We start from the raw sequence: 21,118 nt of genomic DNA, 5'->3' as shown, positions 1-21,118 counted from the left end.
CTCCCATTAACAATGCGCTATTAGTTAGCTTGAACGAGAATAATTAAGTAGTTTTTTTAAATCTTTTAATAACCCTTTTTGTACTAAGCGGTTTTCTTGAGGCTGCTCTTTAAAGGGATACTCAAGCACCACTAACCCCCTATGATCAATTAAATATAAGCTAGCGGGCTGTAAATTCTGTTGCGCGTTAAAGGTTTTCCAAGGCATGTTCTTAACATTAGGCGCCCCCATTACAGCCATATCAACCTTGCCTTGGTTTTTTCCTAAGGCGATATATAAGTTATCAAGCGCATTGAGCTGCTCATTACACGATGCACTACATTTATTGGAGTAATTAAGTGCAATTGTCCATTGCTTAGGGTTATGTTGCTGCCAGTTTTCAAGCTTTACTTCGTGCTGTAAAAAATCGCCATTATTGGTAATAGCGCTTGGCAACCAGTCTAGTTTTAGCGCACCGTATGCGAGTACGAGTGGTACAGCGCAACATACAACAAACAAAACTAAGGGATTATTTTTCATTGTTAGTCCTCTTTTTACTGGCAAAAATGGCCACCACCACACAGGCTAAGGCTATTAAAAACCATTGCACTGCATACGCTTGGTGCTTTTGCGGACTCATCACCACCGCTGTATAATGCGGTATTGCTAGCGCATCTCCAGTACCTTGACGATAAGCCATAAAGTTAAATAACGATTGATTACTCTGCTCACTTAGCTTTTGTAAATCTATTGATTGAATTCGTTTTTGAAAGTCTTGTTTTGTCGAATTGGTTTGTAAGTTAAAGCTCGCTAAGTTTTGCTCTTTTATTTGCGCTTTAAACGTAAGAGTACTTTTAGGAAGTTGGATGTTCGGTAATTCGCTGCGTGAAATAGGCGCTTTTACCCATCCTAAGTTAACGAGTAAAGCGCCGCTTGCTTGGCTTGGCTTAAATAAAACCAATAAATCGTAACCCACTTGCCCTTGGTAAACTTGGTTATCTAAAAGCCAGTATTGCTGATTTATTATTTTTCCAACAAGCTCAACCACTACACCTGTTTTATTCCATTTTGAAGGCATGGCCTGTAATTGCTGCCAGCTCATTACGCCTTGGGTTTGCATGTTAGCTATAGCTGTTAACTGTTGCTGCTTTTGCTCAGCCCTTGCTAATTGCCAATACCCTAAACGTACACATACCAGCACCACAGCTACCACAACGCAAAGTGCGATAAATGAGCTAAGCTTTTGTTTACGCCTTAAAATTAACTGCATAAAGGGTCAACCCAGTGATTATTAAAATTATTATTGTGCTGCTGTTACTATTTATACTTTTCAACTTGTTTAGAGCGCTATTTATTATGGTGACCGATAAATCTGGCGGTCGGCCTATGTCGCATTTTTTAGGCCGTCGCGTACTGTTCTCTGTGGTGGTTTTGGTGATGGTGATAGCCGCTGTAAAACTTGGTTTTATAAAGGCTAATCACTCACCAATCGCCGTTACAACACATACACAAAAACAAATAAACACAGCCACACCACATCAACAAAATGCCAATACCAAGCCGCTGCTTGAAACGCAAAGTGTTTATCTTTCGTAAAATGGCCTTTTAAAATACGCACAAATACAACAAACAAAATAATGGCGCCAAGGGTCACATGCATGCCATGAAAACCTGTCAGCAAAAAGAATGTGTTCCCGTAAATGCCTGCATCTAGTGTTAAGTTTAAGTCGTTGTAGGCATAAATATATTCTTCCACCTGCAATGCTAAAAAGCACACACCCAATAAAATGGTTGCCCCCAACATCACTTTTAGCGGTTTACGTTTATTGTTTTCAATGGCTACGTGAGCAAAGTGCAAAGTAACCGAAGACGCTAATAAAATAAGCGTATTAATAAGGGGTAAGCCTTGCCATCCCATTGCTTGAGTGGTTTCACCTGCTGGTGTGGTTAGTAGTGGCCATACGGCCTCAAAGGAAGGCCAGAGCACCTCGTTGGTCATCGCATTATTCCCAGCGCCGCCAAGCCAAGGCACAGACAAAACACGGGCGTAAAATAATGCGCCAAAAAAGGCCATAAAAAACATAACTTCAGAGAATATAAACCAGCTCATGCCCTGTCTGAACGAGCGGTCCATTTGCGCTGAATATAAGCCCTGGTCTGACTCGCTAATTACATTTTTAAACCAGCTAAAAATCATATACAGCAACACTGCAATGCCTGCATATAGCAAATACACACCGCTGCCCCCTGCACTTTCTAAATTCATGACTGTTAACGCCGCACCCACTGCAATAAAAAATAACGCCACCGCGCCCACTATGGGCCAAGGGCTTTGCTCGGGTACGTAGTAGTTTTCATAATCTTGATTCATGTTACTTGCTCCTAGTTTTACACTAGACATGCAGGCTAGTTATTACTTGCTACTAGCTGCTCACTAATATCAAATACGGTGTACGATAAAGTTAGCTCTTCTACATCGCTCGGCAATGCGGTATCAACATAAAAAAGCAGCTTAAACTCAAGTTCTTCACCCGCTTTAAGGGGTTGTTTATCAAAGCAAAAGCACGCTATTTTATGTAAGTACTTGGCTGCCTTTCCGGGCGATACAGAAGGTACCGCTTGCATTACTTTATCGATATCACTGGTGTTTTTTGCGCTAAACATTACCTCACGCATAGCACCCGGTTTCACATCAACACTGTATTCTTTAGATTTAACAATAAACGGCGCACCACTTTGCGCATGGGTTGTAAAGCTCACACCTATTTCTCGGTTTTCAGTGATTTGTGTACTTTGTTCAGCTTGCTCAAGCGACGGCTTGCCATTAAGCCCAGTTATGTCGCAAAACACGTCATATAAGGGCACTAAGGCAAATGCAAAAGCAAACATACCTATACAAATAAGAATTAGGCGCTTTAATAGCGGTGCGTGTGTCATTATTTAATTTCCGGCGGTGTAGAAAAAGTATGATACGGCGCAGGAGAGTCTACTTCCCACTCTAAACCTTCAGCACCATCCCATACTTTTGCAGGGACTTTATCGCCCCCTCGAGCACATTTAATTACCACAGCCACAAAGAGTAACTGCGATAAACCAAAGGCAAACCCACCTATGCTTATAATCGCGTTAAAATCAGCAAACTGCAGAGCGTAATCGGGAATGCGGCGCGGCATACCTGCCAACCCTACAAAATGCATAGGGAAAAACAGCACATTAACGCTTACCAACGATAACCAAAAATGCCACTTAGCCAAGGCAATGTTGTACATATTGCCCGTCCATTTAGGCAGCCAATAATAAGCCCCTGCCATAATAGAAAATATTGCTCCCGTAACTAACACGTAATGAAAGTGCGCCACCACAAAGTAAGTATCGTGATACTGAAAATCAGCTGGTGTTATAGCCAACATCAAGCCCGAAAAGCCCCCTAAGGTAAACAGCACAATAAAAGCAATACTAAATAGCATGGGTACTTCAAAACTTATTGAACCTCGCCACATAGTGGCCACCCAGTTAAAAACTTTTACCCCTGTAGGTACCGATATGAGCATGGTCGCGTACATAAAAAATAGCTCGCCAGCAACAGGCATACCGGTCGTAAACATATGATGCGCCCACACTATAAAGCTTAGTAATGCGATAGAAGAAGTGGCGTATACCATGGAGGCATAACCAAATAGTTTTTTACGAGAGAACGTAGGCACGATAGTCGAAATAATACCAAAGGCGGGTAAAATCATGATGTACACTTCGGGATGGCCAAAAAACCAAAATATGTGCTGAAACATTACCGGATCGCCGCCACCTGCTGCATCAAAAAAGCTGGTTCCAAAGTATTTATCGGTCAACACCATAGTAACCGCTCCGGCCAATACAGGCATAACAGCAATTAATAAAAATGCGGTTATTAGCCATGTCCAAACAAATAATGGTAGCTTCATCCATGTCATGCCTGGGGCACGTAAGTTAACAATGGTCACAATCACGTTTATTGCGCCCATAATTGAGCTAATCCCCATAATGTGCACTGCAAACACAAACATTGCGGTGTTATCGTTACTGTACGTTGTAGAAAGCGGCGCATAGAACGTCCAGCCAAATGCGGGGCCGCCTCCAGGCATTAATAACGATGCCAATAAAATTAAAAAAGCGAAGGGTAAAATCCAAAAGCTCCAATTGTTCATTCTGGGCAGTGCCATATCTGGCGCACCAATCATGAGCGGTACCATCCAGTTAGCAAGCCCCGTAAAGGCTGGCATTACAGCACCAAACACCATAATTAAGCCGTGTACTGTGGTCATTTGGTTAAAAAAGTGAGGATCTACCAATTGTAATCCTGGCTGAAATAACTCAGCCCGAATAACCATAGCCATTGCACCACCAATTAAAAACATCGTCAGCGAAAAAATTAAGTACATGCTGCCAATATCTTTATGGTTTGTTGTATATAACCAGCGTTTAAAACCTTTGGCTGGATGGTGGCCGTGGTGAGCGTCATTGGCGTGTGGTTGTTCTACTATGCTACTCATTAGTTCGCCTCCCCATCAGCATCAAGTGCTGCCTGAATTTCACTAGGTTGGATAACATCACCCGTATCGTTACCCCACGCATTGCGTTTGTAGGTAATTACTGCCGCAAGTTGCTTTATAGATAACTGCTTTGCAAATGCCTGCATTGCGGTGCCAGGACGGCCATGAATTACAATATCTATATGATCTTTTATATCACCAAGCACAATGGGGCTGCCTTTAAGCGCTGGAAACACACCCGGTAACCCCATACCTGTTGGCTGATGACACGCAGCGCAACTTGCCATATACACTTGCTCACCTAGCGTCATTAACTCTTCTTTAGGAATCGTTTTCTCAAGTAGGGCTGCATCGGCTAATGCCGCTTTCTGCTTAGCTTGCTTAGCATCTGCAAGCCACGCGTTAAAATCCTCTTGTGACTTAGCTTCAACTACCACGGGCATAAAACCATGATCTTTACCGCACAGTTCGGCGCATTGGCCACGGTAAATACCCTCTTCGTTGATGTTGGTCCACGTTTCATTAATAAACCCCGGGTTGGCATCTTTTTTAACGGCAAAATCAGGTACCCACCAAGAGTGAATAACATCATCAGAGGTCATTAAAAAACGCACCTTTTGATTAATTGGCAGTACTAAAGGTTTATCAACCTCAAGTAAGTAATTAGGGTTTTTATTAGCAAGGTTGGCTATTTCGTCTTGAGGGGTAGACAAAATAGAATAAAACTCCACGTCTTCGCCCATATATTCATAATGCCACTTCCACTGTGATCCAGTGATTTTAATGGTTAAGTCGGCCTTACTGGCATCTTCCATTGCAATCAAGGTTTTAGTGGCAGGGATTGCCATGGCAATTAAAATAACAAACGGAATGGCAGTCCAAAGAATTTCTACTTTGGTACTTTCATGAAATTGGGCAGGAACTGCCCCTTTAGATTTACGGTGATGAATTAGTGCCCAAAACATAATTGCGAACACTATCACCCCAATCACACAACATATTAAAAATATTGTCATGTGTAGCTGATATACATTATTACTTATATCGGTTACGCCCTTGCGCATATTGTATTGGCTATTAGCCAGCACTTGCTGCGGGAACATAATCAATACAAGCCACAAGGCAGAGGTCAGTTTACCCATGTGACGGCTCCTTTGATGCTATTGCGAATGCAAAGCGAAGAGGCATACGGCTTAAACGCCAATTCGTTATTTTTATTATTTAACCAACCTAATTTGTTTTGATTGGTATAGCTGCGTCAACAATGAATGTGTATTTGTGTGTTCTCAAAACCAAAAAGCTGTGAGTTATTGTTAGCCCAGCACATTAATGATTAGCTAAAAAACGTACAACAAGCAAGTTTTAGTATAAAAAACAAACAAGTTGTATTTTAAAATAAGCTTTAATTACGCCAGCTTAAACACAAGTTAGTTGCTAAATAGCGAGTAAAACTAGGGGGTGCATCATATAAAAGAGGAGTTAAGTGCGAGTGCAAAAAAGTTTACAGGCTAAATAATTTTAGGGCGCTTTGAGGTAGCGGAAGGTCTTTCTTAAAACAAAAATGCACACTTAAAAGTGCGCATTTATAAAAAGTTACTTAAAAATAGTTAAAAATTACATCCAGTCGGCATTTCTTATTACGCCAACAGCTAAACCTTCAATATTAAAAGATTCGTTTTCAAGGTCTACCTCTATAGGCGTAAACTCTTCGTTTTCGGCGTGTAATAATACTTTTCGGCCTGCTTTTTCGAGGCGCTTTACGGTTACGTCTTCATCTACCCGCGCAACCACAACTTGGCCGTTTTCAGCTGTTTGAGTACGGTGTACAGCAAGTAAGTCGCCGTCCATAATGCCTATATCTTTCATACTCATACCGTTAACACGCAGTAAAAAGTCAGCGGCAGGTTTAAACATAAGTGGGTCTATTTTGCAGTGGCTCTCAACATGTTCTTGCGCCAAAATAGGCGAACCCGCTGCAACTCGACCTATTAATGGCAGACCTAGTTGCTCTGGCTCTTCTTCTTCAACCAATTGAATACCACGGCTTGCGCCTGGCTTCATTTTAATAACACCTTTTTTGGCAAGCGCTTTTAAGTGCTCTTCTGCGGCATTAGCACTTTTAAAACCTAGTGTTTGCGCAATTTCGGCACGTGTAGGAGGCATACCAGTGTCTTTAATAAAAACTTTTATTAGTTCGAGTATTTGAGCTTGGCGTTTAGTTAATGGTCGCATACAACTGGTTTTCCATACAGTACATTTAACTGTGAGTATATACAGTTAAATAAAAATCGCAAATTTAAATTGCGCTTTAAAATAGCTAAACACACCGCACTTGGATATATTTTAGGTAATTACAGACGTTCAGTATTTAAAATGCTATAAATTTGCTTTCAACATAAAGGAGTAATTATGAGTATTTGGCACCAACCCATCACTTTAGCGCTTTGCAAACAGTTAGAGGAAGGCATTGACGGCCAAGGCACATTAATGAAAACCATGGGTATTGAAGTCACAGAAATTGGTGACGATTACCTAGTTGCCACAATGCCAGCAATTCCTGAGCATCATAATCCTATGGGGATGGTTCACGGTGGTGCAAATGTAGTACTTGCCGAAACAGTAGCAAGCTATGCTGCTAATTTTGTTGTCGATTTTACAAAGTTTTATTGTGTAGGGCAGGAAATTAGCGCAAGCCATTTAAAAGCATCTCGCAATGGTACTTTAACTGCAACCGCTAGGGCTTTTCATATAGGTAAACGTAGTTCTGTGTGGGAAATAAAAATAACAAATAGCCGCAATGAGCTGTGCTGCGTATCAAAAATGACCGCAGCAGTTGTAGAGCGCAGATAATTACTTATTGTTATTTTTCGATAGGATAAATAGTAATTTCCATACCTGCACCAATCGCAGATATACGTAGCAGTGTGTCTGCATGTAAGGCTTGGTTAAAACATTTAGGCGACGTGCCCGATTCAAAGCCAATATCAAACGTTCTTCGCGAGCAGCTGAGCCATTGTTTAAGCGCATTACGTGAACACGACTCAATAAGCTCGCACAAATGGTTAATCGCTTTATCTGGTGTTGATATTTCACCTGAGGCTTCAATACGCGCAAGTTGACGATATTCGTCTTTGTCATAATGCAAAACCGTCGCGTTTTTCTTTAAGTCTGCCACTAAGGCGCTAATATCATGTTTAGACTCAAGCTCTAGATCTACATTTAAAAATTGAATTTCCGACATTGTCTGCTTTTTACCCTCTTATAGTTTCATCGCAAACTTTAACGCAGTTTTACTTTTATACCAAATCAACTAAGCGGTAAACATGGCTTTATTAATAGAAAATACCTATTTAAACGCCATTGGCACCTAATTTGCCTTATTAAACGGGTTAGGCTAGTTAAGAACAAATTTAGCGTTTATGTATGAAAGTTATACACACACTGTGTAATTAAAAGCTGTAGGAGAACAATAATGGTAGATCATGGTCCGCAAATTAAAAATGATGAACAGTACGATGCACTTCGCGATGAAGGCATGAGCAAACAAAAAGCCGCGCGAATTGCTAATAGTAATACTCATAAAACCGCAGTTAAAGGCGGCAAAGCCTCAAAGTATGAGAAGCGCACTAAAAAACAGTTATACGATCAAGCAAAAGAGGTAGGCATTAGTGGCCGCTCAAAAATGAGCAAACAAGAGCTAATAGATGCCCTGCGTGAGCATTAAACGCAGCCTCACTGATTTTTTATCGCTCCTTTTTATTATTTTTATAAAGTTAGAGTAAGCTTATGAATAACTGCGACAAAATGTCGCAGTAAAAGCATGGGCAGCTGTAATACACTAACGCTAAAAATAATAAGAAGCACAAAATGAGAAAACAACTCTTTAAGCGCGCACGAAAACTTCATAAGTGGCTAGGCTATTTACTTGCCTTACAAATTTTAGCTTGGCTTTTAGGTGGCTTAGTAATGAGCGCGATACCACTTGAATACGTACATGGTAAGCACCTTGCAAAACGCACACTTACAAACCCATTTACACAAGCAGACTACTCCACATCACTCGATAATATTACGTCACAAGTGGCTAACCCCACTCAAATAATATTTGAGCACTTTTTAACTACCCCGCTTATTACTGTTATTAACAGCACCGAGCAGCAAAGCTTTAATGGCTTTACGGGCCGCCCTTTTAAGCCACCCACTAAAATACAAATCACCGCTAATGCACAAGCTCATTTACTCATCGACGCTAAACCAGTAAGTACCACATTTTTAAAACAAGGGACACGAGAGGTGAGATACAAAACAAATGTGTGGCAAGTACAATTTAACGACACCTTTAATACTACGCTGTATTTAAATGCAGTTAACGGCAAAGTTATTACCATTCGCAGCACGCTATGGCGCATCTTCGACTTTTTTTGGATGCTGCATATAATGGATTACGACGAGCGAGAAGATTTTAACAACCCGTTACTAATCAGCTTTGCAGCCACCAGCGTGCTATTTTGTTTATGCGGTATTATTTTATTAACACAAAACGTTAGGCTAAAAAAACTTACACGTGTTGGTCAATCAAAATAGGGTTTCCGTCTGGGTCGGTAATAATAAAACTTTTATCACCCACAGACTCAACGCTTATATTAGCGCTTTGAAAATACTCACTGAGAGCAACAACATCTTTAAAGTTTGTAACGGTTTGTGCATGCTGATCCCAACCTGGGTTGAAGGTCAGCATGTTTTTATCAAACATACCCGAGAACAAGCCTATTAAATGCTCACCATTTTTCATCACTAGCCAATTTTGTTCTATCTCACCTGCAAACTCACTAAAACCCAGTTTTTCGTAAAACGCTTTAGAGGCTCTCATATCTTTAACTGTTAAGCTTATTGAAAAAGCACCTAGCATGGTCATCTCCTCGCTATTTTTTATATCAGTATAGAGTGAACTAAACATTGCAGATTAAAATTTGTTCACGCTTTATCTTATAGCAGCAAAACTTTAAACTAGCGCCTCCTGTAGTTCACGTATGTGATGGATATGCTTAAATTTATTTTAGCCTTTGTGGCTTGTTGTATTTGTTTTTCGGCATCGAGTGAGGAATTTACCCGTTTTTCAACGGCTAAAAGGCACTTAATTAAAACCCTGCCTAATAACGCCAAAAGCCTCTACTGCGGCTGCGACATTAAAAAACAAGGTAAAAAACTAGTGCCAGATCCAACGGGTTGTGGTTATGTGCCTCGTAATACATTTACCCGCTCAGGCAAAGTAAACCAGCGCGCTTTACGTATTGAATGGGAGCACATAGTGCCCGCATGGGAATTTGGCCACCAGCTACAATGCTGGCAAAACGGCGGACGTAAAAACTGTCGAAAGGTCAGTGCCAAATTTAGAAAAATGGAAGCCGACATAAACAACTTAGCCCCCGCTATTGGCGAAATTAACGCCGATCGCTCTAACTACCGCTTTGGAATGCTGAGCGAAAATGCCACTCAATATGGCCGCTGCCAGGTAAAGGTTAACTTTAAACAACGCGTAGTAGAGCCGCCATTTTATGCCCGCAAACGCATTGCCGACACCTACGCTTATATGCAAAAAACATATGGCTTAAAAATATCAGCCAAACAACAAAAGCTATTTGATGCGTGGCAAAGGCAAGTGTTTGCTAATAAAAGTAGCGCAAGCAAGCTCTAAAAAAGCCTAGTTTGTACACTCATTTACATAAATCAGGGCCAAATACGTTGAATATATAAGCGGGTGTTGTAGTATTTTAAACAACTTATTTACAAAAAGTACCTTTGTATGTTTAAAAATAATAAAGCATCACTCGCTATTATCGCTGCACTTTCAGGCCTAACACTTGCTGGCTGTGGCGGTGGTAGCAGCATGAATGAAACGCCCGCTCCAGTCATCACACCTCCTGCAAGTACAGCCCCCACATGGACGGCAGGTGTATTTGAGCCATCGGATGAATTAAAAAATTTTTGCGAAAACCCACGCACAGGTAACGATCCGTTTAATAATAATGAGCCTTACCCAGACCAAGCCGGTTCAGCACTTTACGAAAAGCTTTGGCTTCGCTCGTGGAGCAATGAAACCTACCTTTGGTATGATGAAATAGCCGATAACGACCCTGAAAACTTTGCTGCAGTGGCCAGTTATTTTGCCCAACTAAAAACCGAAGAACTAACCGACTCTGGTGATAAAAAAGATAACTTTCATTTTTCAGAGCCCTCCGAGGACTACTTTCAAGAAGCACAATCAGGTGTAACCTCAGGCTATGGCATAAACTGGGCATTTATAGGCGACCCAGCTGATAGAATTTTGCGTGTTGCCTACCTAGAAGATGACTCACCAGCAAGCCAAATTGGTTTTCAACGTGGCGATACGGTGCTCGAAGTTGATGGCGTAAGCATTAATACCAGCACACAAGCAGGCGTAGATACCCTAAACGAAGGCTTATTTAGCCCCACTAATGGCGACTCGCACACCATCGTTGTGCGCAGTAACGATGGCGCTGAAAAAACCTTTAACGTAACGGCTGGCAACATAGAACAAACGCCTGTACAAAACGTAAAAACCATTACCACCGAAAATGGCACTAGCGTAGGATACATGCAGTTTAATAGTCATATAAGTATTGCTCAAGAAGGCTTAATTGCGGCGGTTAATAAATTTAAAACCGATAACGTAGAAGAACTTGTTATTGATTTTAGATACAACGGAGGCGGTTTATTAGCGCTTTCTTCGCAGCTTGCCTACATGGTAGCCGGCAGTGCTAATATCCAAAACCGTATTTATTACCAAACTCAGCGAAACGACAAGCAGCCTGTAGAGTCGCCTTTTCCGTTTATAGATGAAGAAATTGATTACTCAACCTTTTTTAGCACCGGTGATAACCTACCCGACTTAAACTTATCTAAAGTGTATGTGCTTAGCACATCAGGCACCTGCTCGGCATCAGAAGCCTTTATTAATGGTCTAAAAGGCATTGACGCCGAGGTAATACTCATTGGCGACACGACCTGCGGTAAACCATACGGTTTTACTCCAACACATAACTGTGGCACCACTTATTACACCATTCAATTTAGCGGTATCAACAGTAAAGGGTTTGGTGAATATGCAGCAGGGTTTACGCCTACGCCAACACCGCAGTTTGATGCGGATGTGAAAGGTTGTGTAGTGAGTGATGACTTCGACAATCAATTAGGCGATCCAAACGAAGGGTTACTCTCTACTGCGCTTTACCATATAGATAATAACGGCACGTGCCCTGTTAGCACCGCCTCTGCGAGTATCAAAACGCAAATACAAAGCGCGGCTGGCGATAGCAAGCAACTATTACCTCTAAACGGACCTAATGACTTTAACCGTGGCAATATGGATTTAACATGGCCTACGTTAAATAAGGATAAGTAATGGCTAAACTACTGGCAATATTAACCTTATTATTTATTGGAGGCTGTAACAGTATGAATACTGCCACTGCCAAGCCTGCACTACTTACCGAGGTAAACCCAGGCGTTATAGCCACGCTCCAGCAAGCGATTATACAAGCGAAAGGCGGCACACTAGTTACACTGGCCGACACCGTTTTTACTAAACGCAGCGAGCTGTTACTAAGCCATGGAAATAGTAAAGACTCAAATGGTATGCCCATAATGGGCGCGCATAATATAAAGTCTGAAAAGTTTGTTTTACAAATAATTGCCGAGCAGTGCGTGCTTTATTATCCTAAAAAAGATCTTACTATTGAGCTTAAAAACGTAAGTTGTAAAGCGCAATAAAATACTATTAAAAAGGCACACAGCATTAATACTGTGCGCCTTTATCATTTTTCACTTGGTTTATAAGTCTTGATGCGGACCAAACACTTCGTAATGAATATGCTCGTTTTTAACGCCTAGTGCCAATAACTGGCTTTTCACAAACGCCATAAAACCAGCGGGGCCACATAAGTAAAAATCACCATTTGTAAGGGGTAGCTGTGTTTGTATGACCGTTAAGTCCATCAACCCTGTAAAATCAGCCCCATCACTGCCTTGATTAAGCCATGTCACAGCTTGTAAACAGTTATAAACCGTACTTAATTCATTTAAATAGCGTGCAAACGCGTGCTGCTGGGTATTTTCGCATGCATGTAAATACATAATATTTTGCTTAGGGTTATCGCTTAATAACGTTTCGAGCATCGCAAGCATTGGCGTTTGCCCAACACCTGCTGAAATAAGTACTGCTGGGTTTGTGTTATTACGTAAAAAGAAATCTCCTGCAGGCGGGTATAATTCAACTATGTCACCTTGTGATAGTGAGTGTAAATAATTAGACACCACACCAGGCTTTGGCTGTAGTTCTTTTTTAACGCTAATACGGTAGTTTTTACCGTTACTTTTTTGCGAAATAGAATACTGGCGAATTTCTTCATATTCAGCGCCCTCTGGCTTAACTTTAATACCTAAATATTGGCCAGGTTTATGGGTAATAACGGCCTCGCCATCGACCGGCGTAAGTGTAAAGCTTGTTACTAGCTCAGATTCAATCTGCTTATTGGTTATTTCAAATTGACGAGTATCCGCCCAACCACCCAGTGTGTTTTTACTATGCTCATACAAAGCCGCTTCTTCGGTAATACAAATATCAGCAAGCAGTGCGTAAGCTTCACGCCATGCGTATTCTACATCTGGCGTAAACTGCTCTGGTATTAGCTCTTTTAAAGTGCCAATTAAATGAGCACCAACAATGGGGTAGTGCTCTGGTAAAATATTTAAACTGGTGTGTTTATGGTTAATGCGCGCTAATGCCTCTTTTAACACCGCTAAGTTATCAATATTTTGGGCGTATGCCGCTAAGGCGTTAAACAAAGCAAATTGCTGGCGGCCGGTGTCCTGGTTGGTCATATTAAAAATATTTTTAAGCTCTGGGTTATGGCTAAATAGTCGCTTATAAAAATGATCGGTCACAACCGTGCCAGCCTGTGCTAACAGCGGAACAGTGCTTTTAACGATTTCAATGGTTTTATCAGATAACATAAAATAGTCCTGTAGGTAAGCTAACCACGACGCCCATCAACACGACGCCGCGTTAATATAGGTGTGCAGTAAATTAAAAATAATAAAAAAGCCACTAACCACAGCAAGGCACTTATTTGCCAAGCAAAGTGTGGCCAAATAATTAAGGGGAGTATTGAGCGCGTAATCGCTGCTACCAGCACTAGCAAAAAAGCAACAGATATATATTTAGGAGTATTAAGCGTGCGCCCTGTATGACCAAGCGATACACGGGTCATCATAGATAAAATCATCATCCCTATTGTGCCAATATTGATAAGGTGGAGCGCGTCTTTGAAGGGGATTACGCTTGTGTAAAAGCTCAGTGCAATTAGCAATAGGCCAACACCTAAAGCAAGATAAGAAAAATGCAAAGACCATAATAAAGGCACTTTTAGCACGTTTGCATGCCACCAAAGCTTTGCACGAATTAAGTGAAGCGCAGCCACTATCGCAACAATGAATGCGGGGCTAATTGAGCTTAAAAATAACTTGCTGATAAAAAATAAAGTTATTGCCAGTATTGATAAATACAGCAGTGCTTTATCAATTTTAGGAGTGCGTATTTGCTCACTAAATGCTAAGCCCCTAGCAGTAAAAAAGGGAAGCACCCTTCCTGCAACAATGCCGACCAGTAAGCTAATAACGAGTACCGCAGTGTCAACCACAGCCAATGCAAGCTGCATGTTGTTATTTAAAACAAGGAGTAAATAAAGTGTATTGAGGACGCACAACACGCTTAAAATAGCTAAAAACTGATAGTTATTTTTACTGCGTGCTGTAAATAGCATATTAGCCAGTGCCGTAATTGCACCTACCCACCATGCTAGCTGTAGCAAAATGACAAGCCATAAATTAGCGTTAGCAAAATTTGGCATCTCTATAAAAAACGCTAAACGCGCACTTACCCATATTAAAGTAAGTAGCATAAGTGCTTTACCACTTATGCTTTCAACGCCCGTCCACGTTTGTGCCGCCGTAAGTAAAAAGCCTACAGCTACTACGCCAGCAAAGCCAAATAGCATTTCGTGCGCGTGCCAAAGTGTGGCTGGTATTGTTAAATGCCAATTAGCATGGCCTGTTAAAATAAGTAACCAATAACCTATTGATAAAAATGCCAGCAAACCGCCTGCTAAAAAGTAAGGTCTAAATGCAAGCATCCATAACGGCCATTTAGTAACTTGATAAATAGCTATGCGTGCCGGCACTGGCTCTGTTAAGTTTATTGGTCGCATTAGCGTACTTCCTGCCCTAAACCATGCTGGGCAACACAACGCAGTACATAACTAACTTTTAAAATAGCTGCCACTACAATAGTGCCAATATGCGCTGATATTTGTACCTGCATCGAAAAGTACTCTGCATATGGGTAGCTAATTAAAATGCTCACAACCATACAAACAGCGCTAAGCCCTAGTACGGCATTAGCAGTAAATAAAAGCGATTCAAAAAATGAGCCTAACTCAATATTGTTGCTTACATTATTTATTGTAAGTGTGTTCATAACGACCCCGTAACTATTAACGTTACTTAGCTACTACACATACTGTGCCAACATAATAAAGCTTTACTATTCAGTGCTTTAAATAAAAACACTTTACAATTTGAGTCTTTATGACACACTCCAATTTAATTCATAAAACACGAATAGGTCATTTTGACATGAACCAACAATTCAACCTTACCCAAGTGGCTTTAGAGCTTGCCCAAAGCACCCTGCACGAGCACAGCTTTGATCAATTATTGGCAACGGTTGAACGTGTAATACCTAGCGATGCCAGTGCATTACTTGTCATGCAGGGCGAGCAACTTAAGCCCTTAGCCATTAAAGGTCTGATGCCCGACAGCCTTGGCAGACGCTTTAAAATAGCAGAGCACCCACGATTAGCGGCCATTTGTAGCGCAAGCCACGCATTACAGTTTGCATACGACTGCCCCCTGCCCGACCCATACGACGGCCTACTGCTGGCTAAAACGGGCGATATACCTGTGCATGCTTGTTTAGGCTTACCCCTTTACGATAAAAATGCACTACTTGGCATACTCACGTTTGATAGCCTTAACGCACATGCCTTTAGCAGTATCAGCACAGATACACTAAGCACCTTACAAACACTGTGTAGTGCACATTTTAAAACGGCTCTAGAGCTTGCCCATTACAAACACCATGCGCAGCACTCAAGTGCACTTGTGCAAGAGTTAACGCGTGACGCGCTTACTCGCGATGGCGGTGAAATAATTGGCCAAAGCCCAGTAATGCAAACGCTTAAAAACGAAATAAAACTGGTTGCGGCCTCTAACTTTAGTGTGCTGGTGTTAGGAGAAACGGGCGTAGGAAAAGAGCTAGTAGCGCGCAATATTCACTTAAATTCTGCCCGTAAAGATCAGCCACTCATTCATTTAAACTGTGCATCACTTCCCGAAAACCTTGCAGAGAGTGAGTTTTTTGGCCACGCCAAAGGCTCATTTACTGGCGCACAAAATGCCCGCCAAGGTAAGTTTCAGCTAGCTGATGGCGGCACATTATTTTTAGACGAAATTGGCGAGCTGCCATTGGCTATGCAAAGCAAATTATTACGTGTACTGCAAAGTGGTGAAATTCAAACCGTTGGTGAAGACACACCAAAATACGTAGATGTTCGAGTAGTGGCTGCCACTAATCGTGATTTAAAGCATGAGGTAGCACAAGGCCGCTTTAGAGCCGACTTATACCACCGGCTAAGTGTTTATCCTATTACCGTGCCGCCACTTAATAAACGTGAGCACGACATAACCCTACTCGCGGGTTATTTTATTGAGCAAACAGCCCGTAAATTAGGTATTAAACAATTAAAGCTAAGCACTGAAGCGCAAGTATTGCTCAACCAATACAGTTGGCCTGGTAATGTACGCGAGCTTGAACATGTTATTAGCCGCAGCGCATTAAAAGCTAAGCAAAGCCAATGGCAAAACCCTATAGTTACGATTACTAGCAAGCACTGCGATTTAACCCCACAGCTAAGTAATACAGAGCAGGTTAGCACGCAAAGCACCGTTAACTCTGCCTTCAATCAGCCATTAAAGCAGGCCGTTGAATCTTTACAGTTTAAAATTATAACCGAACAACTAAAGCTGCATAATTATAACTGGGCAGCCACTGCACGCATGCTTGAGCTCGACAGAGCCAACCTTGTACGCCTTGCTAAACGTTTAGGTATTAAGGTTAAAAAAACCATTTAACCTGAATTCTGGTTAAGAGATTTAAAAACGCTATAAATAATAACGATATTTAAGCTTGTTTCTCTCTAGCTAGAAATTTTTGGTGAAAACAAGGCGAATTTACGCGTCAATAGCTGGCCTATTGCAAGTAAATTCAACGCAGTTAGCGCTAAAAATAGCTGCTTGAGATAGATTTATTATCCAGAACTCAGGTTATTTAAGGGTCTGGGATTTATTAAAGTGCGCTTTTAATAAGCTTGCAAATGCTTGTACTTTTGCAGTGCGATGCACTAAATGGTGTGTTACAAGCCATACATCAGTTTGCCAACTCAGTTCACTATGTAAAATAGGTACTAAATCAGTATATTGGGCTGCTACCCCGTGCTGTAAACCGCCTATACCTAAGCCTTTAATTATGGCCCGTGTTGCTTCGGAGGTTTCTGAAACCCGTAACTTTATTTGCTGCGCCGGAATGTGCTTATCAGCCCACTCAAAATAAGGAACACGTGCATTAAAACCCGCCACACCCGATACAAAGTTATGATGCTGTAAGTCATTTAATGTTTTAGGCATACCATACTTGTTTATATAGCGTTTGTTGGCGTAAAGGCTCGATGTAAGCTTAGTTAAATGCTGAGCGATATAATCCCCCTCATCTGGCCTTGGCCCTGCGCGCACTGCAATATGTGCTTGGCCATGATCTAGCCTTAACCGCTTTTGTTCTAAAATAACTTCAAGCTGCACCTGAGGGTGTAAAGCCTGAAACTTTTCGCACACATCGCCCAGCACATCCATAAACCCACTTACCGTGGTAAGTAATAAACTTCCGCGTAACATACTGTCGGCAGCGGCAATATCGTTATGTAATTGCTCAAGTGATGAATCTATAGTTTGCGCTGTAGTAAATAATTTAGCGCCAATTTCAGTTACCTTATAACCCCGAGCATGGCGATGAAATAAACGCGTATCTAAGTTTTTTTCAAGGTTATTAATACGCCTCAGAACTGTACTGTGGTGCACATTTAAAACCTCTGCAGCAGCTGTAAGCGTACCAAGCCTTGCCACCTCAAAGGCAACTTTTATGTCTTGCCAATCATCAAACTTTATTACCATGCTACCCGCCTTCTACTTATGTGCATATACGCACACAAGTGTTGCGTTTATTCGGGTTTTCTACAAGTTAAAGTTTGCTACATTAGTGTCACATCCAGCAAATAAAAGGTCTCAATTATGTCAGCACCAAAAATTATCGCGCTCGCGGGTAGTCTGCGCAAAGATAGCTTTAACCAAAAACTCATTAACGAAGCAGCACGTTTTGCTCTGCAAACAGGTGCCGAAGTAGAAGTAATTAAACTCGCCGATTTAAATTTGCCGTTATTTAGCGAAGACATTGAAGGGCAAGGTACCCCAGCCAACGCACAACGTTTAAAAGACAAGTTACGCGCTGCTGATGGTATTTTACTGGCAAGCCCAGAGTATAACGGCTCCATTACTGCTGCACTTAAAAATGCAATTGATTGGGCGTCACGTACTGAGCAAGGCGCTCTGCCTGCATTTCGCAACAAAGTAGTGGCATTATTTGCTACATCACCTGGTGGGCTTGGTGGCTTGCGCGGCCTAAACCATGTACGCGATATTTTAAGTGGTATTGGCTCATTAGTACTTGCCGATCAGCTTGCTGTGCCTTCGGCATTTACTGTATTTGACGAAGATGGAAAAATCACTGATCCAGCCACTGCTGAAAAAGTTAGCGTATTAACGCAACAGCTCGTTTCTGTTGCTAGTAAATTAAGCTAATTTTTACGATTGTGTCGCTGCTAATTTAGCAGCGATAAAATCAGTGTGCGCTACATATAAAAGCCCAGCCACTTTGCGTATTACATACTCTTCTTGGGGATCTATCTCCCCATCGGCATACGCCAATCGCCATAATAGCTCAATAATTTCAATGCGCTGCGCCGCACTGCAGTGATCGTTAATCTGCTTAGAAAATTGAAAGTAATCAATTGCCCCATCTAAGCTGCCTGCGGCATTCGTGGTCAGCTCCTCAACTTCTGAATCTGTTAAATTAAAGTATTTTTTTAAGGTTACAGTCAGGGTGTGTTGTTCATTATGGTCAAGCTTAGAATCAGCACGCATTACTTCAATAAGCAGCGCAGCAACCGCTGTTTTTAAATCATGCTGCTCTATGCTTGGCTGTTGCTCGTCAAAAGCGGCAAACAGTTGTTTTATTTGTTTGAACATCACATATTCTCTTTTTGGGTGTTAGACTTAACTTAAATACATCGTGCTTAATATTTTATTAATGGGTATTAAGTTCGCAAATTAAAGGATACATTTTTATGAAAGGCTTATACACACCGCATTTAATTGCTGGCGCTGCATTGCTAGCCTTTTCTGGTATAGGGAGCGCCTTTGCAGAAGTGGGCGAAAAAGAAAAGTCATACGACTTTGATAACAAAGTGCATTACTACCAAACCAAAATTGGTGAAGACAACTACAAAATAGAAATACAATCAGACGATTACAAACACTTTGCTAATCAAAGTATGTTTTTACTGCGTCACGCAGACAGACTATGCCGCGGCAGAACCTTTATGTTAAAAGTGCTTGAAGGCGTGCAAGAGTACGAACGTTTTCCTACTAAACCACGCGCTTATCAACCACCATTAAACGTTTTACTACAATGTGACGCCCCCGAGAAAAAAGAAAAATAGTTTATTTTTCGTAGCCCCACGGCGCAGCGGGTGGAGTAATTGGTTTAGTTAAATCAAAATCCACCTTAAACTCGCGCCCTTGGCGAATTAGCCTATAAGTAAACACCTCAGGATAAATATACATTTGCCATGTATTACCTGCCGACTGTGCAATACCTTGTGCTACAAATAACTCTTTAGAGTATTGATCGGCTGGGAACGACTGCATTTGTGCAAAACCCGCATCAAGTGTGTGACCGCCATACATAGTTGAAGCATCGTCGCTACCATCTTTATGGCGATGATCGTGCTTTAAGCTCAAACCACTACCCGTTTTAGTAATGATCCACGTACGTGATGCATCATCTCCCACATGAAATGGTACTTGCAGCTCGCTATCTGTACATTTACGTACATGCATAATTAATTTTTTATTTTCAAATGAGCTCGGGCCTTTTGCGTTATCTACGCTTACTTTGCCCTCAAACGCTTTACCACAATGCGCTGCAATATTATTAAAAAACGCATCATGTGTAGGTATAGACACCAAAGGCGCTGGGCGCGCAAAAGCTGCTGATGAGGCAAGTAATAAGGTTGCTGCCGTTAATAATTTCATAAAGTACTCTTATAATAGTTTTTTAATACCATAGCGGTTTAAGCTAATAATGGGAAATAGCTGCGGTGAGTGGCTTTTCTGCTCTGTTTTTCATTAATGTTAAAAGTGAATGATGGAAGTCTTGAAAAATTACCTCACCCCATATTCGCGAATAAACACCAAAATTTGTATTATCTTGCACGGTTGTTTTTAAAGTTAAAATGGTATTGCCGCTTTTATCTTCACTTAACGCATACCCACCGTAAAGAGGTGAGAAGTATTCGCCGCCTAGCTTTACGTGTTTATCGAGTGCGTCATCGGGAATGGCATCAGGGTCTATCTCAAATCTATAAAGCATCTGTTTATTTGGCTGCCAATCCGTAATCACTTCCTTAAATATAACCCCTTTTTGCCATTTACTGGTTCTAACAGCCCCAACACCCGTAGCATTCATATTTGCCTCTAAAGGTTTAGGTACACCTATTAATTGAGTGAGTGAAAATGGTAATTCTTGTGGCTCTATCTTGCTTACATTTGCAAGCTGCTGCCATACACGATTTATAGGCGCTTCAATAACTATAGAGTTGGTGACTTCATATGTTTTTGATAAGTGTAAATAATTCACCTCAATAGGTGAGAGCAATACAGGAAGCAAAGCAATTGAAAGTAAAGAGCGGTTAGCATTTTTTGTTTTACGGTGTTTAATAAAGCCTGCCAGTAAACCGCCCATACTTGCAAAGAGCATAAAAGCAGGTAATGCCATTGCCACGCAAATGCTACCTTCAAGTAACGTAATAACACTTACAAGTAAAAAAACAAAAATTGGCTGCCAAGCAATTGTCACCATTTGCCTTTTAGTTAATGTTTTTGAGCTTTTAAATTCAAAATGAATACGAATATAGCCAATTGCAACGGGCACTAAAAACATAAAGGAAATAGACACAAGGCTGCTTAAATTGTATGTATCAAGTAGATCTACAAACAGCCGCATAAATATGCCGTAAAGCGTACCGAGTAAAATACCAATTGATTTAGGGGATTGAATTTGCATTATATTTCTTATTATTTGA

At 41.2% G+C, this 21,118-nt stretch carries 26 protein-coding genes; 10 read left to right on the top strand and 16 right to left on the bottom strand.

Going from position 1 to position 21,118, the window contains the following annotated elements; genetic code table 11:
* Positions 1–24 precede the first annotated feature (24 nt).
* Positions 25–519 carry a hypothetical protein gene (locus CWC17_RS09160; protein ID WP_055015462.1) on the bottom strand — a complete coding sequence of 165 codons (495 nt, stop codon included), beginning with the start codon at positions 517–519 and terminating at the stop codon, positions 25–27.
* Complete coding sequence (locus CWC17_RS09155) at positions 509–1,249, bottom strand: SURF1 family protein (protein ID WP_138540991.1); 741 nt, start codon at positions 1,247–1,249, stop codon at positions 509–511. The genes CWC17_RS09160 and CWC17_RS09155 overlap by 11 nt, the downstream gene beginning before the upstream one ends.
* Positions 1,250–1,263: 14 nt before the next feature.
* Between CWC17_RS09155 and CWC17_RS19780 the strand changes: the two genes are divergently transcribed.
* Positions 1,264–1,575 carry a DUF2909 domain-containing protein gene (locus CWC17_RS19780; protein WP_138612671.1) on the top strand — a complete coding sequence of 104 codons (312 nt, stop codon included), beginning with the start codon at positions 1,264–1,266 and terminating at the stop codon, positions 1,573–1,575.
* Here the strand turns inward: CWC17_RS19780 and CWC17_RS09145 are convergent.
* From CWC17_RS09145 to lexA, 5 genes are all read right to left on the bottom strand, one after another.
* Positions 1,475–2,350 (bottom strand): cytochrome c oxidase subunit 3, encoded by an 876-nt coding sequence (locus CWC17_RS09145; protein ID WP_138540989.1) that lies wholly within the window; start codon positions 2,348–2,350, stop codon positions 1,475–1,477. The two genes, CWC17_RS19780 and CWC17_RS09145, sit on opposite strands and share 101 nt — an antisense overlap.
* Positions 2,351–2,385: 35 nt before the next feature.
* Positions 2,386–2,916, bottom strand: coding sequence for a cytochrome c oxidase assembly protein (locus CWC17_RS09140; protein WP_138540988.1), 531 nt, complete (start codon positions 2,914–2,916; stop codon positions 2,386–2,388).
* On the bottom strand, positions 2,916–4,508 hold the full coding sequence (gene ctaD / locus CWC17_RS09135; RefSeq protein ID WP_138612670.1) for a cytochrome c oxidase subunit I: 1,593 nt from the start codon (positions 4,506–4,508) through the stop codon (positions 2,916–2,918). Before ctaD ends, CWC17_RS09140 begins: the two co-directional genes overlap by 1 nt.
* Positions 4,508–5,650 (bottom strand): cytochrome c oxidase subunit II, encoded by a 1,143-nt coding sequence (gene coxB / locus CWC17_RS09130; RefSeq protein ID WP_138540986.1) that lies wholly within the window; start codon positions 5,648–5,650, stop codon positions 4,508–4,510. Before coxB ends, ctaD begins: the two co-directional genes overlap by 1 nt.
* A 472-nt stretch (positions 5,651–6,122) precedes the next feature.
* A complete protein-coding gene (gene lexA / locus CWC17_RS09125) occupies positions 6,123–6,740 on the bottom strand; it encodes a transcriptional repressor LexA (protein ID WP_004588213.1) in 618 nt (205 codons plus the stop codon).
* 177 nt (positions 6,741–6,917) lie between these two features.
* On the opposite strand from lexA, the gene CWC17_RS09120 reads away from it, so the two are divergent.
* Positions 6,918–7,358 carry a PaaI family thioesterase gene (locus tag CWC17_RS09120; protein ID WP_138612669.1) on the top strand — a complete coding sequence of 147 codons (441 nt, stop codon included), beginning with the start codon at positions 6,918–6,920 and terminating at the stop codon, positions 7,356–7,358.
* Positions 7,359–7,368: 10 nt separating this feature from the next.
* On the opposite strand, the gene CWC17_RS09115 is transcribed toward CWC17_RS09120, so the two are convergent.
* Entirely contained in the window at positions 7,369–7,749 is a 381-nt protein-coding gene (locus tag CWC17_RS09115; protein ID WP_058547956.1) for a hypothetical protein, read from the bottom strand.
* Positions 7,750–7,980: 231 nt separating this feature from the next.
* Here CWC17_RS09115 and CWC17_RS09110 point away from each other — a divergent pair, with 231 nt between their 5' ends.
* Both CWC17_RS09110 and CWC17_RS09105 read left to right on the top strand, forming a co-directional pair.
* On the top strand, positions 7,981–8,232 hold the full coding sequence (locus tag CWC17_RS09110) for a DUF7218 family protein (RefSeq protein ID WP_249929189.1): 252 nt from the start codon (positions 7,981–7,983) through the stop codon (positions 8,230–8,232).
* Positions 8,233–8,375: 143 nt separating this feature from the next.
* The gene (locus CWC17_RS09105; protein WP_138612668.1) at positions 8,376–9,092 is read left to right on the top strand and encodes a hypothetical protein; all 717 of its coding nucleotides are present in this window, start codon (positions 8,376–8,378) and stop codon (positions 9,090–9,092) included.
* On the opposite strand, the gene CWC17_RS09100 is transcribed toward CWC17_RS09105, so the two are convergent.
* A complete protein-coding gene (locus tag CWC17_RS09100; RefSeq protein ID WP_138612667.1) occupies positions 9,067–9,417 on the bottom strand; it encodes a VOC family protein in 351 nt (116 codons plus the stop codon). The two genes, CWC17_RS09105 and CWC17_RS09100, sit on opposite strands and share 26 nt — an antisense overlap.
* A gap of 126 nt (positions 9,418–9,543) precedes the next feature.
* On the opposite strand from CWC17_RS09100, the gene CWC17_RS09095 reads away from it, so the two are divergent.
* The 3 genes from CWC17_RS09095 (at position 9,544) to CWC17_RS09085 (ending at position 12,299) form a co-directional block, all read left to right on the top strand.
* Positions 9,544–10,203, top strand: coding sequence for an endonuclease (locus CWC17_RS09095; protein WP_138612666.1), 660 nt, complete (start codon positions 9,544–9,546; stop codon positions 10,201–10,203).
* 108 nt (positions 10,204–10,311) lie between these two features.
* Entirely contained in the window at positions 10,312–11,931 is a 1,620-nt protein-coding gene (locus CWC17_RS09090; protein ID WP_138612665.1) for a S41 family peptidase, read from the top strand.
* A complete protein-coding gene (locus CWC17_RS09085) occupies positions 11,931–12,299 on the top strand; it encodes a hypothetical protein (protein ID WP_138612664.1) in 369 nt (122 codons plus the stop codon). The genes CWC17_RS09090 and CWC17_RS09085 overlap by 1 nt, the downstream gene beginning before the upstream one ends.
* A 60-nt stretch (positions 12,300–12,359) precedes the next feature.
* On the opposite strand, the gene hmpA is transcribed toward CWC17_RS09085, so the two are convergent.
* Genes hmpA through CWC17_RS09070 form a run of 3 tightly spaced genes read right to left on the bottom strand, consistent with a single transcriptional unit; the run spans position 12,360 to position 15,063 of the window.
* Positions 12,360–13,541, bottom strand: coding sequence for an NO-inducible flavohemoprotein (hmpA, locus tag CWC17_RS09080; RefSeq protein ID WP_138612663.1), 1,182 nt, complete (start codon positions 13,539–13,541; stop codon positions 12,360–12,362).
* Between the two features lie 20 nt (positions 13,542–13,561).
* On the bottom strand, positions 13,562–14,794 hold the full coding sequence (locus tag CWC17_RS09075; RefSeq protein WP_138612662.1) for an NnrS family protein: 1,233 nt from the start codon (positions 14,792–14,794) through the stop codon (positions 13,562–13,564).
* Entirely contained in the window at positions 14,794–15,063 is a 270-nt protein-coding gene (locus CWC17_RS09070; protein WP_138540977.1) for a hypothetical protein, read from the bottom strand. The genes CWC17_RS09075 and CWC17_RS09070 overlap by 1 nt, the downstream gene beginning before the upstream one ends.
* Positions 15,064–15,221: 158 nt before the next feature.
* Here CWC17_RS09070 and norR point away from each other — a divergent pair, with 158 nt between their 5' ends.
* Positions 15,222–16,778, top strand: a complete 1,557-nt coding sequence (norR, locus tag CWC17_RS09065) for a nitric oxide reductase transcriptional regulator NorR (protein WP_138612661.1) — start codon at positions 15,222–15,224, stop codon at positions 16,776–16,778.
* 192 nt (positions 16,779–16,970) lie between these two features.
* Here the strand turns inward: norR and CWC17_RS09060 are convergent, their stop codons facing one another.
* Positions 16,971–17,870 carry a LysR family transcriptional regulator gene (locus tag CWC17_RS09060; protein ID WP_138612660.1) on the bottom strand — a complete coding sequence of 300 codons (900 nt, stop codon included), beginning with the start codon at positions 17,868–17,870 and terminating at the stop codon, positions 16,971–16,973.
* A 117-nt stretch (positions 17,871–17,987) separates the two neighbouring features.
* Between CWC17_RS09060 and CWC17_RS09055 the strand changes: the two genes are divergently transcribed.
* Positions 17,988–18,554: an NADPH-dependent FMN reductase gene (locus CWC17_RS09055; RefSeq protein ID WP_138612659.1), complete on the top strand. Its 567-nt coding sequence runs from the start codon at positions 17,988–17,990 to the stop codon at positions 18,552–18,554.
* A 3-nt stretch (positions 18,555–18,557) separates the two neighbouring features.
* Here the strand turns inward: CWC17_RS09055 and CWC17_RS09050 are convergent, their stop codons facing one another.
* A complete protein-coding gene (locus CWC17_RS09050) occupies positions 18,558–19,001 on the bottom strand; it encodes a tellurite resistance TerB family protein (protein ID WP_055015484.1) in 444 nt (147 codons plus the stop codon).
* A gap of 98 nt (positions 19,002–19,099) precedes the next feature.
* On the opposite strand from CWC17_RS09050, the gene CWC17_RS09045 reads away from it, so the two are divergent.
* A complete protein-coding gene (locus CWC17_RS09045; RefSeq protein WP_138612658.1) occupies positions 19,100–19,474 on the top strand; it encodes a hypothetical protein in 375 nt (124 codons plus the stop codon).
* 1 nt (position 19,475) lies between these two features.
* Here the strand turns inward: CWC17_RS09045 and CWC17_RS09040 are convergent, their stop codons facing one another.
* Both CWC17_RS09040 and CWC17_RS09035 read right to left on the bottom strand, forming a co-directional pair.
* Positions 19,476–20,069, bottom strand: coding sequence for a hypothetical protein (locus CWC17_RS09040; RefSeq protein ID WP_138612657.1), 594 nt, complete (start codon positions 20,067–20,069; stop codon positions 19,476–19,478).
* Positions 20,070–20,112: 43 nt separating this feature from the next.
* Positions 20,113–21,099, bottom strand: a complete 987-nt coding sequence (locus CWC17_RS09035; protein WP_138612656.1) for an SRPBCC family protein — start codon at positions 21,097–21,099, stop codon at positions 20,113–20,115.
* Positions 21,100–21,118 lie beyond the last annotated feature (19 nt).

Source organism: Pseudoalteromonas sp. S3785 (assembly GCF_005887365.1).
In the GTDB taxonomy this organism is placed as follows: domain Bacteria; phylum Pseudomonadota; class Gammaproteobacteria; order Enterobacterales; family Alteromonadaceae; genus Pseudoalteromonas.
This window is presented reverse-complemented; position numbering and strand designations above follow the sequence as displayed.

Coding starts and splice junctions, on each gene's coding strand:
- CWC17_RS09160 (WP_055015462.1), bottom strand. CDS start 519: ATGAAAAATAATCCCTTAGTTTTGTTTGTTGTATGTTGCGCTGTACCA.
- CWC17_RS09155 (WP_138540991.1), bottom strand. CDS start 1,249: ATGCAGTTAATTTTAAGGCGTAAACAAAAGCTTAGCTCATTTATCGCA.
- CWC17_RS09145 (WP_138540989.1), bottom strand. CDS start 2,350: ATGAATCAAGATTATGAAAACTACTACGTACCCGAGCAAAGCCCTTGG.
- CWC17_RS09140 (WP_138540988.1), bottom strand. CDS start 2,916: ATGACACACGCACCGCTATTAAAGCGCCTAATTCTTATTTGTATAGGT.
- ctaD (WP_138612670.1), bottom strand. CDS start 4,508: ATGAGTAGCATAGTAGAACAACCACACGCCAATGACGCTCACCACGGC.
- coxB (WP_138540986.1), bottom strand. CDS start 5,650: ATGGGTAAACTGACCTCTGCCTTGTGGCTTGTATTGATTATGTTCCCG.
- lexA (WP_004588213.1), bottom strand. CDS start 6,740: ATGCGACCATTAACTAAACGCCAAGCTCAAATACTCGAACTAATAAAA.
- CWC17_RS09120 (WP_138612669.1), top strand. CDS start 6,918: ATGAGTATTTGGCACCAACCCATCACTTTAGCGCTTTGCAAACAGTTA.
- CWC17_RS09115 (WP_058547956.1), bottom strand. CDS start 7,749: ATGTCGGAAATTCAATTTTTAAATGTAGATCTAGAGCTTGAGTCTAAA.
- CWC17_RS09110 (WP_249929189.1), top strand. CDS start 7,981: ATGGTAGATCATGGTCCGCAAATTAAAAATGATGAACAGTACGATGCA.
- CWC17_RS09105 (WP_138612668.1), top strand. CDS start 8,376: ATGAGAAAACAACTCTTTAAGCGCGCACGAAAACTTCATAAGTGGCTA.
- CWC17_RS09100 (WP_138612667.1), bottom strand. CDS start 9,417: ATGCTAGGTGCTTTTTCAATAAGCTTAACAGTTAAAGATATGAGAGCC.
- CWC17_RS09095 (WP_138612666.1), top strand. CDS start 9,544: ATGGATATGCTTAAATTTATTTTAGCCTTTGTGGCTTGTTGTATTTGT.
- CWC17_RS09090 (WP_138612665.1), top strand. CDS start 10,312: ATGTTTAAAAATAATAAAGCATCACTCGCTATTATCGCTGCACTTTCA.
- CWC17_RS09085 (WP_138612664.1), top strand. CDS start 11,931: ATGGCTAAACTACTGGCAATATTAACCTTATTATTTATTGGAGGCTGT.
- hmpA (WP_138612663.1), bottom strand. CDS start 13,541: ATGTTATCTGATAAAACCATTGAAATCGTTAAAAGCACTGTTCCGCTG.
- CWC17_RS09075 (WP_138612662.1), bottom strand. CDS start 14,794: ATGCGACCAATAAACTTAACAGAGCCAGTGCCGGCACGCATAGCTATT.
- CWC17_RS09070 (WP_138540977.1), bottom strand. CDS start 15,063: ATGAACACACTTACAATAAATAATGTAAGCAACAATATTGAGTTAGGC.
- norR (WP_138612661.1), top strand. CDS start 15,222: ATGAACCAACAATTCAACCTTACCCAAGTGGCTTTAGAGCTTGCCCAA.
- CWC17_RS09060 (WP_138612660.1), bottom strand. CDS start 17,870: ATGGTAATAAAGTTTGATGATTGGCAAGACATAAAAGTTGCCTTTGAG.
- CWC17_RS09055 (WP_138612659.1), top strand. CDS start 17,988: ATGTCAGCACCAAAAATTATCGCGCTCGCGGGTAGTCTGCGCAAAGAT.
- CWC17_RS09050 (WP_055015484.1), bottom strand. CDS start 19,001: ATGTTCAAACAAATAAAACAACTGTTTGCCGCTTTTGACGAGCAACAG.
- CWC17_RS09045 (WP_138612658.1), top strand. CDS start 19,100: ATGAAAGGCTTATACACACCGCATTTAATTGCTGGCGCTGCATTGCTA.
- CWC17_RS09040 (WP_138612657.1), bottom strand. CDS start 20,069: ATGAAATTATTAACGGCAGCAACCTTATTACTTGCCTCATCAGCAGCT.
- CWC17_RS09035 (WP_138612656.1), bottom strand. CDS start 21,099: ATGCAAATTCAATCCCCTAAATCAATTGGTATTTTACTCGGTACGCTT.